The sequence below is a fragment of the Lentilitoribacter sp. EG35 genome (assembly GCF_040784015.1).
Lineage (GTDB): Bacteria > Pseudomonadota > Alphaproteobacteria > Rhizobiales > Rhizobiaceae > Lentilitoribacter.
Window position 1 is genome coordinate 42,660 of record NZ_JBFNGQ010000002.1, and the last position, 13,360, is coordinate 56,019.

At 44.4% G+C, this 13,360-nt stretch carries 12 protein-coding genes; 5 read left to right on the forward strand and 7 right to left on the reverse strand.

What is annotated here, in order from left to right; all coding sequences use genetic code 11:
- The first annotated feature begins 221 nt into the window (after positions 1-221).
- The 3 genes from groES (at position 222) to AB2J24_RS04120 (ending at position 3,004) form a co-directional block, all read left to right on the forward strand.
- Positions 222-518 carry a co-chaperone GroES gene (groES, locus tag AB2J24_RS04110; RefSeq protein WP_162654088.1) on the forward strand — a complete coding sequence of 99 codons (297 nt, stop codon included), beginning with the start codon at positions 222-224 and terminating at the stop codon, positions 516-518.
- Positions 519-600: 82 nt separating this feature from the next.
- Positions 601-2,247: a chaperonin GroEL gene (groL, locus tag AB2J24_RS04115; protein WP_162654089.1), complete on the forward strand. Its 1,647-nt coding sequence runs from the start codon at positions 601-603 to the stop codon at positions 2,245-2,247.
- A gap of 322 nt (positions 2,248-2,569) precedes the next feature.
- Positions 2,570-3,004: a hypothetical protein gene (locus AB2J24_RS04120; RefSeq protein WP_162654090.1), complete on the forward strand. Its 435-nt coding sequence runs from the start codon at positions 2,570-2,572 to the stop codon at positions 3,002-3,004.
- A gap of 32 nt (positions 3,005-3,036) precedes the next feature.
- Here AB2J24_RS04120 and hisG read toward each other — a convergent pair whose 3' ends face one another.
- The 4 genes from hisG to AB2J24_RS04140 form a co-directional block, all read right to left on the reverse strand.
- A complete protein-coding gene (gene hisG, locus AB2J24_RS04125; RefSeq protein WP_367384549.1) occupies positions 3,037-3,735 on the reverse strand; it encodes an ATP phosphoribosyltransferase in 699 nt (232 codons plus the stop codon).
- Complete coding sequence (locus AB2J24_RS04130; protein ID WP_367384550.1) at positions 3,736-4,845, reverse strand: ATP phosphoribosyltransferase regulatory subunit; 1,110 nt, start codon at positions 4,843-4,845, stop codon at positions 3,736-3,738. It lies immediately after the preceding gene.
- A gap of 11 nt (positions 4,846-4,856) precedes the next feature.
- Positions 4,857-6,593 carry a histidine--tRNA ligase gene (gene hisS / locus AB2J24_RS04135; protein ID WP_367384551.1) on the reverse strand — a complete coding sequence of 579 codons (1,737 nt, stop codon included), beginning with the start codon at positions 6,591-6,593 and terminating at the stop codon, positions 4,857-4,859.
- 111 nt (positions 6,594-6,704) lie between these two features.
- Positions 6,705-7,352, reverse strand: coding sequence for a DNA-3-methyladenine glycosylase I (locus AB2J24_RS04140; RefSeq protein ID WP_367384552.1), 648 nt, complete (start codon positions 7,350-7,352; stop codon positions 6,705-6,707).
- A gap of 195 nt (positions 7,353-7,547) precedes the next feature.
- On the opposite strand from AB2J24_RS04140, the gene AB2J24_RS04145 reads away from it, so the two are divergent.
- Positions 7,548-8,306 (forward strand): L,D-transpeptidase, encoded by a 759-nt coding sequence (locus tag AB2J24_RS04145; RefSeq protein ID WP_367384553.1) that lies wholly within the window; start codon positions 7,548-7,550, stop codon positions 8,304-8,306.
- A 191-nt stretch (positions 8,307-8,497) separates the two neighbouring features.
- Positions 8,498-9,178: a L,D-transpeptidase gene (locus tag AB2J24_RS04150; RefSeq protein WP_420883614.1), complete on the forward strand. Its 681-nt coding sequence runs from the start codon at positions 8,498-8,500 to the stop codon at positions 9,176-9,178.
- A gap of 80 nt (positions 9,179-9,258) precedes the next feature.
- On the opposite strand, the gene glcF is transcribed toward AB2J24_RS04150, so the two are convergent.
- From glcF to AB2J24_RS04165, 3 genes are read right to left on the reverse strand one after another with little or no spacing between them, the layout of a single operon-like run.
- Positions 9,259-10,560: a glycolate oxidase subunit GlcF gene (gene glcF, locus AB2J24_RS04155; RefSeq protein ID WP_367384554.1), complete on the reverse strand. Its 1,302-nt coding sequence runs from the start codon at positions 10,558-10,560 to the stop codon at positions 9,259-9,261.
- 4 nt (positions 10,561-10,564) lie between these two features.
- Positions 10,565-11,806: an FAD-binding protein gene (locus tag AB2J24_RS04160; protein WP_367384555.1), complete on the reverse strand. Its 1,242-nt coding sequence runs from the start codon at positions 11,804-11,806 to the stop codon at positions 10,565-10,567.
- Positions 11,803-13,242, reverse strand: a complete 1,440-nt coding sequence (locus AB2J24_RS04165) for an FAD-binding oxidoreductase (RefSeq protein ID WP_162654098.1) — start codon at positions 13,240-13,242, stop codon at positions 11,803-11,805. Before AB2J24_RS04165 ends, AB2J24_RS04160 begins: the two co-directional genes overlap by 4 nt.
- Between the last annotated feature and the right edge of the window lie 118 nt (positions 13,243-13,360).

A 13,360-nucleotide genomic window follows, 5' to 3' on the forward strand; every position in this document is an offset into this window, starting at 1 on the left:
TGAATGGGTAGCTGAGGTAGTAGGCAGAGCCTTCTCACGGTTATGCAGCCAAAATCAACTAAAATTATGTCGAAAGAATCATCTCATGTTCTTGACAATTTACTCCCGAACCCCTAGATCAACTTCGCTTGGCACTCTTCGTATAAGAGTGCTAACAAATTCAAATTAATTTTGAAAACAACAATAGTCCACTCCAGTATTGAGAGATTAGGGTAGAGAAAATGGCAAACACAAATTTCCGTCCGCTAGGCGATCGCGTCGTCGTACGTCGCGTTGAGTCAGAAGCTAAAACTGCTGGCGGTATTATTATCCCAGATACAGCACAAGAAAAACCTTCCGAAGGTGAAGTCATCGCTGTTGGCGCAGGCGCACGTGACGACAAAGGTGCACTTGTTGCGCTTGAAGTTAAAGCTGGCGACAAAGTCTTGTTCGGCAAATGGTCAGGCACTGAAGTGTCTTTAGAAGGCGAAGACCTTTTGATCATGAAAGAATCTGACATCATGGGTATTTTGGGCTAAGGCTTTTTGCCTCCAATCAACCAATTCATTTAAATCTAGGGCCACTTCCACATAGATAGGAACCGCCCCAAGGAGAAAAATCATGGCTGCTAAAGAAGTTAAATTTGGCCGTTCAGCTCGCGAGAAAATGCTTAATGGTGTTGATGTTCTTGCAAATGCTGTAAAAGTTACACTTGGTCCAAAAGGCCGTAACGTTGTTATCGACAAATCTTTCGGTGCTCCACGCATCACAAAAGATGGTGTTTCAGTTGCAAAAGAAGTTGAACTTGAAGACAAGTTTGAAAACATGGGCGCACAAATGTTGCGTGAAGTTGCATCTAAAACCAATGACACTGCAGGTGATGGTACAACAACTGCAACAGTTCTTGCACAATCTATCGTTCGCGAAGGCGGCAAAGCCGTTGCTGCTGGCATGAACCCAATGGATCTAAAGCGCGGCGTTGATATGGCCGTTAAAGACGTGATTGCATCACTTGTAGATTCTGCTAAACCAATCAAAACTTCTGAAGAAGTTGCACAAGTTGGTACGATTTCTGCCAATGGCGAAGCACAAATCGGCGCTGACATTGCGGAAGCAATGCAAAAAGTTGGCAACGAAGGCGTTATCACTGTTGAAGAAGCGAAAACTGCTGAATCAGAGCTTGAAGTTGTTGAAGGTATGCAGTTCGACCGCGGTTACTTGTCACCGTACTTCGTAACGAACACTGAGAAAATGATTTCTGAACTTGAAGATTGCTATATTCTTCTTCACGAGAAAAAACTTTCTAACCTACAAGCAATGCTTCCTGTTCTTGAAGCTGTTGTTCAAACATCTAAACCACTTCTTATCATTGCTGAAGACATTGAAGGCGAAGCTCTTGCAACGCTTGTTGTTAACAAACTGCGTGGTGGTTTGAAAATTGCTGCTGTTAAAGCTCCTGGCTTTGGTGATCGTCGTAAAGCAATGCTTGAAGACATCGCTATCCTAACAGGTGGTCAAGTGATCTCTGAAGACGTTGGCATCAAGCTTGAAAATGTTACTTTGGACATGATGGGTACTGCTAAACGCGTAAACATCACAAAAGAAAACACAATCATCGTTGATGGCGCTGGTCAAAAAGCTGAAATCGAAGGCCGCGTGTCACAGATCAAAGCTCAAATCGAAGAAACTACTTCTGATTACGACAAAGAAAAACTTCAAGAGCGTCTAGCTAAACTAGCTGGTGGTGTTGCAGTTATCCGTGTTGGTGGTTCAACAGAAGTTGAAGTTAAAGAACGTAAAGACCGTGTTGATGATGCATTGAATGCAACACGTGCTGCTGTTCAAGAAGGTATCGTCCCTGGTGGCGGAACTGCGCTTCTTCGCGCATCTGCTGGTATTTCTGCTAAGGGTGAAAACTCTGACCAAGAAGCTGGTATCAACATCGTTCGTCGTGCACTACAAGCACCTGCTCGTCAGATTGCTGAAAATGCTGGCGATGAAGCATCTGTTGTTGTTGGTAAAATCCTCGACGAAAACAATGCTACATACGGCTACAACGCTCAAACTAGCGAATATGGCGACATGATTTCCATGGGTATTGTTGATCCGGTTAAAGTTGTTCGTACAGCTCTTCAGGATGCAGCATCAGTTGCCGGTCTATTGATCACAACAGAAGCAATGATTGCTGAAATTCCACAAGAAGCTGCGGCAGGTCCTGGTGGAATGCCAGACATGGGCGGCATGGGTGGAATGGGCGGCATGATGTAAGTCATTCGTCTATATAGACTATTCTACTTTAAAGGGCGTCCATTTGGTCGCCCTTTTTTATTGATTTACATTTTTCAACCCGCAACGACAATCAATTAAAGAATTCAGAATTAACTCTAAATTAACAATATATTTGATACTTCGTTCAACGGTTGCTATCTTATGGTTGTATTCGGGAGGATTAAACCTCCCTCCGACGCTAAATAGCGCCATCTGATAAATGAGCTCTTGGAAAGTCTAAAAGATTTAGAACTTTTCATTGGCAGACTTCAGTTATTGAATACATGTTCATTTCAAGAAATTGGGTCTGGGGCAGTGGTTCGTGTTTAAAGTATCGAGTAAAAGCTCGCTGTTAACATTACAGCCACATACTGCTAGTCTCCAGAACATCGATCTGGAACTGCTAGCGAACTATTGCCAAATCGAAGATTGGTACGCGTCTGCGGAATCAGGTATTTTTACGCTTGGCGACTTGTCGTCCTATCAACACAATATCTCCTCCTCTTGCGGCTTACTTCCGCTTATCAATAGTTATACACCTGAAGATAGAGACCGTATTACCGAAATTTTTGATGTTGTTTGCGCGCAGAATTCAACTTTTTCGTACTCAACCACAATTATTGGCACTGATGGACACGAACAACCGGTTGTAGTCATCGGGGAGTCCATCATCGAGAACGTGTCCGAAGCGATTATAAAAGGTGTGTTTATATTCCCGCATTTTCACAAAGAACCCGCGCAAAAATTCAGACAGTAAAGTTGCATAGTACTGTTCAGTCAGAATATTGATTAATTATGAGTAACGGGAAATATGGTGCTCATCTTCCTATAAAGATCGGTATCTTTCGCTTTGGATTGTTTTGAAGCGATGAAGCAAGCCTCTGATTTTAGAATGACACCATCATCCAAAACTCGCAGATGATTGGCCTTCAAGGTTGAGCCGGTCGATGTAATATCAACTATGATATCCGCCGTTCCCGCAGCAGGCGCTCCCTCTGTCGCACCAAGACTTTCCACAATTCTATAAAGCTGAATACCGTGGGTCGATGAGAAAAAATCTCGCGTAAGTTGCCAATATTTTGTTGCGATGGACAATCTACGCCCATGCTTTTGGCGAAAGCCCGTGGCCACATCACCAAGATCGGCCATTGTTGTCACGTCATACCAAAAATCTGGAACAGCAACGATCACATCAGCCTGACCAACACCAAGTCGTGCGCAAAAGGACACATAATCATCTGCATCTGCTATTTGCTCGCGCACCAGATCTTCGCCGGTTACACCGAAATCTACAGCCCCTGTTGCGAGTTCTTTTGCAATTTCGCTTGCGGACATGAAGGCAATTTCAATATCAGCATTTTCCACAACGCGCCCGTGGTAAGATCGATCATTGCCGATGGATTGAATTGTCATGCCAGCATCTGAAAATGCTTGCAATGTGGCTTCTTTCATTCTGCCCTTTGATGGGAGCGCTATGGTAATTGTCATTTACGCAACCTCGAATCTATCAAGCCACAATGAAAACCCAACAGCGGGTGTGACACTGTTTGCGCCCAGCAGCGACATAAGTCGATCATATCGCCCTCCAGCTGCCAAAACCTCATCATTTGCCCTATTGGATACTTCGAAAACTAGACCAGTATAGTAATCAAGTGGTCGGCCAAATGCTGCAACATACTGTATTTTCGATGAATCGATATCTAAGTTTTCTAACTGAGAAATACGTGCAGAAAAAAGTTCAAATGCCTTTTGAATATCCAAATTCGCTTCAGAAGCAAAACTTGTCAGAGAACTAAGTGCTTCGCTCAAGGGCAGTTCCATCGACAAAAATTTACTCAGTATTGAAAATTGTTCATCGCTTAAGTGTACTTTTGCCAATTGCTGCTGTTCAATCAGCCGGGCCGCAATCTCATCCGGTGAGCGGCTGGCATGGGTGGAATAACCTGTTTCCTGCATAATGTTAGCTAGATAAGATGCTAGCGCCTTGTGGTCTTCATTTTCAATAATGATCGAAAGTTTAGCATCAAGATTGGATGTATCGCTCGGATTTCTTAAAGTCGTTAGCATCAGCTCGAGCGCATCTGGATTTCCAAATGCATGAAGCAGTCTTTGTTGCCAGCCAAGAGGCAGCCCGAGTGCTTGCAAAACGGTGGCAAAGATATTTTGATCACCTAATGTTGTGAGCGTTGATATATTGTTGCAATATTGATTGGTCAGACGCATGGCATCTGAAATTGCCAATGCATCGGCTTTTGCAATATCTGGATCGCCTAAGTCTTCGATACCAGCCTGATGAAATTCAGTTTTTCCAACCTGCCGCTGCCTGAATACGGGGCCGAGATATCCATACCTTTGGGGTGCGCTGCCATTATTTTGAATATGATCTGAACATACCGGAATTGTAAATTCGGGGCGCAGACAATGGTTCTGGCCATTTGTGCTTTGGGTTAGAAAAATACGGCGACGTAAATCTTCTCCAGCCATATTTAAAAATGGCTCGGCAGGTTGCACAATATCGCAATCGATGAGCTCTGTACCACATTGAACGAGGCTCTCTTCCATCGCCAGCATCATTTTTTTCATGCTTGAAGGATACATAGGCTTAGTTCCTAACTGCCGCTATCGAGTGCTTCACGGTCTGCCTGTTGTGCTGCGAGAATTTCTTTTACTTTCTCGGCTATTTGATCAACAGGCACAGAAACCTGCGCTGGGCGCATAGCACGCCATTCTGCATTATCTTCAATATTTTCAGAAATGCGCTTACCTTCAATCAAGTCTTTGATCTGGACTTCACCATTTTCCTTCTCATCTGACCCTTGGATGATGGCAATTGGCGCGTTTCTGCGATCCGCATATTTAAGCTGATTACCAAAGTTCTTTGGGTTGCCTTGATAAAGTTCAACAGGAATAACCGGACCAATTGGCTGTCCATCGTCGCCAAGTGGATTTAACGCTTTGCGCAGATCGTTGGCAATTTTGGCATAATCAGCCAGCATCTTCTTATCCATAACCGTAATAAGCACAGGACCAATGTCTTGCTCACCGCCAATTTTTTTCAAGTTCTTCAGCGCTGTCATTAAGCGCGAAACGCCAATGGAAAATCCTGTCGCAGGAACGGGCTGGCCCATGAAGCGAGACACTAGACCATCGTAGCGACCACCGCCGCCAACTGATCCGAACTGGACTTTTTTGCCCTTTTCGTTGACAACATCGAAGAGTAGTTCGGCTTCGTAAACTGGGCCTGTGTAATATTCGAGGCCGCGTACGCAGGAAGGATCCACTAGAATTTGATCTGAAGTGTATCCGCAACGTTCCACTAGCGACGCTATCTGGCTCAATTCATCGACACCAGTATTGAGGTTTTGATTGCCTAATAAGTTGAAAAGTCTGCATTGCGCTTTTATGAAGTTCACAATACCGATGTTGGAATGCTTGGTTTTATCTACGACATTTTGACTGGCTGCCTCAGGTGTCGCCTTCGAAGTTGCAGAATCTGGTCCGATAGAAGCTCTAGCAGGTTGCACTTTTATAACAGTATTTGGCCGATCCTCTATCGCATTGTATGTTTCGTCATCCGTTGGCTTACTCAAAAACACTTTGGTTAAAATAGTAATCTGGTTATCATTCAAACCCGCACCCTCTGTGAAGTCACCCTCGCCCTCAGAACCGCCATCCCATCGACCTTTTCCGAGTAAAAGCTGAACACCTTCAACTCCAAACTTATCCCGTTTATCTAAGGAACGTAGCACGGTGAGGCGTTTCTCTTCATTTTCTTCACCCTCAAGCCCAATAGCTTCCATAAGTCCGTCAAGAATTTTCCGATTGTTCACACGAATTACATACTGCCCGCGCTTAATTCCAAGTGCTTCCATCGTATCAGCCATCATCATGCACATTTCGGCATCGGCTTGCACGCCCGGTGCACCGACGATATCGGCATCGAACTGCATGAATTGTCTAAAGCGGCCCGGCCCGGGTTTTTCATTGCGAAAAACCCAACCTGAACGATAGGTACGATATGGCAGTTGGATTTCGTTGAAATTTTCAGCGACATGGCGAGCTAGCGGCGCGGTTAGGTCATAGCGCAGGCTCATCCATTGATCATCATCATCTTGCAGAGAGAAAACACCGGCATTAGGACGATCTGTATCTGGCAAAAACTTACCCAGCGCATCGGTATATTCAAACATTGGCGTTTCGACAGGTTCAAAACCAAAACGCTCATAAACTGTTTTGATTTTACCAAGCATCTCTTCGGTTGCTCTGATGTCAAACGGTGTACGATCAGGAAAACCACGCGGCAAACGTGCCCTTAATTTCGGTGCTTTCTTATTCTTTTTAGCCATAGGAAACTCTGCTGGAAATCTCAGATAATTGTAATTCGCCGCTTCGTACCGCATCCTGCCCGATGCAGCAAGCTTTGTTGTTGATTTTTGAACCCTTGAAATTGCTCAATATTAGCCCGTTGGACGCTTAAAATTACGCCTGGCTTCCTCGATTATTGCGCGATGATGGCACCCTTCAACGTGATCATTGACGATGCCCATGGCTTGCATAAAGGCATAAACTGTTGTGGGGCCAACAAAGCTCCACCCTCTTTTCTTAAGGTCTTTTGAAATTGTAGTTGATCGCTCGGTCTTACCTAGCGTTCGAAGCGTTGCATAATCACATTTATCAGGTCGTTCGCTCTCATCCGGTTCCTGCGCCCAAAAATAATGCCCGAGTGAACCAAACTCTTTTTGCATCTCAAGTGCACGATTTGCATTATTGACCGCTGATTTAATTTTGCCCCGATGACGGATAATACCAGCATCTAAAACGAGACGTTCAATGTCGTCTTGTGTAAAAGCTGCGACTTTCTCAATTTCAAAATTGCAAAATGCTTTCCTGAAATTTTCGCGTTTCCGCAGAATTGTGAGCCATGAAAGGCCAGACTGAAACCCTTCAAGACAAAGTTTCTCAAACAAGCGTTCATCATCATCAACAGGAACTCCCCACTCATTATCATGATATTCAATATAATCGGGCAAGTCAGACGGCCACCAACAACGTGTTATTCCGTCTTCGCCTTTAATTAATCCTTCGTCAGGCGTATCATCAGACATCACTCGATCCTCGCAAATTCAAATCATTTAAGCTTCATTAACTTTGTTTCTAAAGCTTCTGATAACCCTGACAAAGAGTTTATTTAAAATTCGATCAATTATCTTCATTGATTCATAATTTGGTATCCAAGCTAAGCGACAATTTTATTATATAGTAGAGTTATTTTATTTAACGCCTAGTAGTGAGTACGTTCAATGAAGTTTTCCCGAATTGGTTTGCTGATAGCAGCAACTGCGATTTTTGCTTCGCCAACAATGGCTAATGATCGCTATCGCACAAAGCCACCCGTTACCGTGAGCCCAAGCTTAGAATCCACTTGGGTATTACAATTAAATGGTGGCCAAGTTAGAAGTCGCTCGGTTCAACGAGTACAAAGACGACAGAAGCAGCGTGTTGTTCGACGTTCATTGACTACAGGAGAACAACGAAGTGGCGTCGTCATCCGTCAGGCTGCCATCGCACCTGTTGCTAAAAAGAAAGCTGTCAAACCACAACTCAGCGCTCAGTTCTTACCTCAATTAGTGAATTACGAGAGTGATAAGAAGGTTGGATCGATCGTTATCGATACCCAAACAAAACATCTGTATCTCATTCTTGGAGATGGCAAGGCACGCCGCTATGGCGTTGGTGTCGGCAAGCAAGGGTTTGAATGGACAGGTAGTGAAAAAATTACACGCAAAGGCGAATGGCCATCCTGGCGACCACCAGCTGAAATGATTGCGCGAGAGAAGAAAAAGGGGCGCATTCTTCCAACCCATATGGAGGGTGGACCACAAAACCCACTTGGTGCACGTGCGCTTTATCTGGGTTCAACGCTTTACCGTATCCACGGAACAAACCAACCTTGGACAATTGGACAAGCGGTATCTTCTGGCTGTATCCGCATGCGTAACCAAGACGTCGTTGATCTTTACGAACGCGTGAAGGTTGGTGCTAGAGTAACTGTTATATAAAGCTTGCCTATCATTTGAGCAAATAGGCAAATTTCAATCCTTTTGGAGCGCCGATGTACATTCGGCGCTTTTTTCTTGCCGAAATTGATATGAAAGTCGATCAATTTTTCCAAAAATCTTACCTTCCCTTCTTGCACTTAGAGAAAACAATGCTAGTTTCTGATAAATCCAAATCAGGGGAGCTGAGGGCCATGGGTTACTCAAGAAAATTTTACGTTGCAGTAAGCTTTGTACTTGCAATGGTATTTGCAACACCACATACATTCGCTTTTACATATGACACAGGCCGAATTTTGGGTCTCGAAAACAGTACTGATGTTGTTCAAGTCGCTGTTAAAAAGAAGATGAACCCAAAGTTCCGTCGTCGCAATGTTCGCATAGAGACAAGCCAAAAACCTGGCACGATCATCATAGATAGCAATACAAAGTATCTGTATTACATTACAGGGAAAAACAAAGCTATTCGTTATGGTGTTGGTGTGGGCCGCGATGGCTTTGGTTGGGGCGGCACTGTCAAAATTGGTCGTAAAGCTGAATGGCCATCATGGACACCACCAAAAACAATGATCCGCCGCGAAGCAGCTAAAGGCCGCAAAATTCCTTCATATATGAAGGGTGGCATTAACAACCCATTAGGTGCTCGCGCAATGTACCTCTACCGTGGTGGCCGCGATACAATCTTTAGAATCCACGGTACAAACCAGCCCTGGACAATCGGACACAACATGTCCTCTGGCTGCATCCGCATGGTCAACAAGGATGTTGAGCACCTTTATAAGCGTGCGAAAATCGGTACAAAAGTTATTGTGATTAAAGACGGTGCATCAAGCGCTAAGTATTACAAACCTAAAAAGGGTTTCTTCGGCGCATAAGCTACATTGAAACTTAAGAATACAAAACCCGATCAATATTAAGTTGATCGGGTTTTTTGTTATCCAGTTTTCAGCTTGGTCTATTTAAGCTCTTTTGGTTTGTTTCCACCATAAACCCAATTTAACAATTCAACCGTATGAATGATCGGGACATCTGTTCCAGATGCAATTTGTGTGATGCAGCCAATATTACCTGCGGCAATGATATCTGGTTTGGTCGACATAATATTGTTGACCTTCCGCTCTTTGAGCTTATCAGCAATTTCACTCTGCAAAATATTATATGTTCCTGCCGAGCCACAACATAGATGTCCCTCTGGCGGGTCTTTAACGATAAATCCAGCCTTTTTAAGCAACGTCTTCGGATGGGTTGTAATTTTCTGGCCATGCTGCATTGAACAGGCTGAATGGTATGTAACCGTTAGCGGTTCGTCTATCTTTGATTCAGGTAACTCCATTTCAACAAGGAATTCGGTAATGTCTTTCGCGAGTGTTGAGACCTTTGCGGCCTTATCTGCATAGGCTGTATCTTCGCGCAGCATGTGGCCATAATCTTTTATGGTTGTGCCGCACCCCGAAGCGGTTATGATGATCGCATCAAGACCGCCATTCTCAACTTCGCGCATCCAGACATCGACATTGTTTTTGGCCGATTGTAATGCTGCCTCCTCCCGCCCCATATGATGAGTAAGCGAACCACAACACGTTTCGCCTTTTGGAATGACAACCTCAACACCAATGCGCGTGAGAAGCTCTATTGTTGCCGCATTAATACTGGGACTAAGAACCGGCTGTGCGCAACCAGATAAAATGGCGACCCGCGCCTTTTTAACACCCGTGTTTTTACGAGTGCCAGGTTCAGAGGATCGTTGATCACTTGAGATAGAAGGTGGTGCAAGGTCTAGCATGGCGCCAAGCGGCTTCAATGGCTTTATGGCTCTAAACAGCGTTGCAAAAGGTCTCCCAAATTGCGCGAAACGCAGAGCCAGACGGAAACGTTTTGGGTATGGCAAGATATTAACCAACAACGCCCTAATCATCCGATCTGCAAAGGGTCTGTCATAGGTTTTCTCGATATATGCACGCGCATTATCGATCAGGTGCATATAATTCACACCCGATGGACATGTGGTCATGCAGGCAAGACAGGAAAGGCATCTATCTAGATGTGTCACGGTTTTTTCGTCTGCTGGGCGATCATTTTCCAACATATCTTTGATGAGATAAATTCTACCGCGAGGACTATCAAGTTCATTTCCAAGTGTGACGTATGTTGGACAAGTAGCTGTGCAAAATCCACAATGAACACATTTGCGTAAGATCTTTTCAGATTCAGCGACATTTGAATCTGCAAGCTGGGCAAGGGAAAAATCTGTTCTCATTTATTTAACTCGCAGCTTTTTGAGACGTATCATACTCGCGGTACATACGCCCTGGATTTAGAATATAATTTGGATCAAATTGATGCTTAATACGTTCCGACAGTGTAGCAACAGCTGCGTTCTGAGGTTCGAATATGTCGACGGGTTCATCGAGTTCCGCACTCTTTTTAAGGAGTGTTGCGTATCCACTGCCCACTTTTTGTACAGCTTGTCTTACAGCGCCGACATTTCCGACAGTATTGTCTGCAATCCAAACCAGACCACCCTGCCAGTCGTAAAATGCATCTATATCTGACATATTACTTAACTCAGCGACGACCTTATACCCATCACTTGGCGCAACAGATACTTTCCAAATCGAGGCCTTGGCTCGTTCATGAAATGGCTTAACGTTCGACATCTCCGTCCAAAGTGCCGCGGAATTTGATGTGTCAAGGAACGATATATCACCATATTTGTGCATAATGGCTTGTAACTTTTCTTTCCGTACTTTGACTGATAGCTCCAATCCTTCGAGACGCAACATGGTCATGGATTTTCCTGAGAACTTGCCATCTAAAACTGTATTCGACAATGACTGAGGAAGATGGGCAGCAGCTGATACTTCCACGGATTGCGCCATCGCTAATGCCATAGCTTCTGTCGCTTCACGATCACCTAAACCGTGAATTATGATTGTTGTGGTCACTTCCTGCTTTGGCAGCACCTTAAATGTTACATCTCGCATAATACCTAAAGTTCCCCATGACCCTGCCAAAAACTTAACCAGATCCAGACCAGTAACGTTTTTCATCACCTTGCCACCAGTTTTGATTAATTGACCTTTTCCATTAACGAAATTTATGCCGAGCAAACCGTCTCGTGCTGCACCTGTAACCAGGCGGCGCGAACCGGACAGGTTTGCGGCGAAAATGCCACCCATAGTTTGGTTGCCTGTTGTTCCCAAAAGAATGGAATAATCTGCAGGTTCAAATGCTAGCATCTGATTGTTCTCATCCAATGCAGCCTTCACCAGATCTAAAGATGTTCCCGCATTTGCCGACATCACCAGTTCAGATGCTGTATATTCCACAATGCCAGATAGCTGGGACATCTCTAGCTGGATATCAGATGCAACATTATAACCAATGGGCCTCTTAGTTCCTGCGCCTTTGATCTCAATTGCCTCAATATCTCTGTAAGCTTGAGCAACGACCTCAACCAATTCTTCCGATGACGTTGGTGCGACTATATTTTGCATTGTCATTCCCCTCCCCTTACGTCGAGTGGAAACACTTTTGAGGGATTGAATATCCATTTCGGATCAAAAGCTGCACGCACATTCATCTGTTGATCAAGATCAGCTTGGCTATATTGATGTGTCATCAAATCCCGTTTTTCGATCCCAACACCATGCTCTCCAGTTAGGCAGCCACCAGCATCCACACAAAGCTTGAGAATATCCATACCTGCTTGCTCAGCCTTTATGCTCTCTTCAGGATCATTCATGTTAAACAGAATAAGAGGGTGCATATTGCCATCTCCTGCATGGAAAACATTCGCAACACGCAGACCATATTTCTTTACGATCTCGGCTGTCTGTTCCAGCACATAAGATAATTGACCAAGCGGTACCGTTCCATCCATGCACATGTAATCCGCAATTCGACCTGTTGCACCAAAGGCAGATTTTCGCCCTTTCCAGATCAATGCAGCTTCGAAAGCAGATTGACTTTCTTTAACCGTTTTAACGTTGTGTTGTTTGGCAATTTCAATGATTTTATCAAGCATATCCTGCATTTCGGCATCTGATCCCTCAACTTCGACAATCAGGAGAGCTTCAACATCGAGTGGATACCCCGCACCTGCAAATGCCTCACAAATTTCAATTGCTAGCTTATCCATATATTCGATTGCGACAGGAATGATACCGGCGCCAATAACATCACGAACACAACTGCCAGCATCGTCAGCAGTATCAAACCCGAACAAAACCGGTCTCGCGCCAGCAGGTTTTGCAAGCAATCTAACCGTTGCTTCTGTTATAATTCCCAACTGACCTTCCGAACCGCAGATGATGCCTAATAGATCATAACCGGACGCATCCAATGCCTTACCGCCCAGCTCTACGATCGTTCCGTCGAACAGCACCATTTTTATGCCGAGCAAGTTGTTTGTCGTCACACCATATTTTAGGCAATGGGCACCACCAGAATTCATGGCGATGTTGCCGCCTATTGTGCAAGCAAGTTGAGAGCTGGGGTCAGGTGCATAGAAAAAACCATCCGCATCAGTCGCTTGCGAAATTGAAATATTTGTAACACCCGCCTGTACAATAGCACATCTGTTATCAAGGTCGATTTCCAAGATTCTGTTCATCTTTGAAAGACCAATTACAACTGCATCTTCCTGGGGTATCGCACCGCCTGCAAGAGATGTTCCTGCACCACGTGGGACAATGGGAACACTCTGATCATGACAATATTTAATAAGAGCCGCAACCTGTTCAGTTGTTTCCGGCAAAACCACTGCCAACGGCAAACGGCGATAGGCGATAAAAGCATCCGTCTCAAAGGGGACAAGTTCACGTTCATCTGTAATCAAGCAATCAACTGGCACAAGGTTAGCTAAACCATTTATAATCTGACCTCTGCGAGACATGATTTCAGCATCAGGCTCCAGGAATTTTATAATCTCAGTCATGGGCACCTCATTTATTGGTAAAAAATGTTTACCACATCATTTTGCAACTGGCAATCTCAACACATTTGTGCATATTATGAAAAAATAAATGATCCATATTGCAATTTTTGACGTAAAA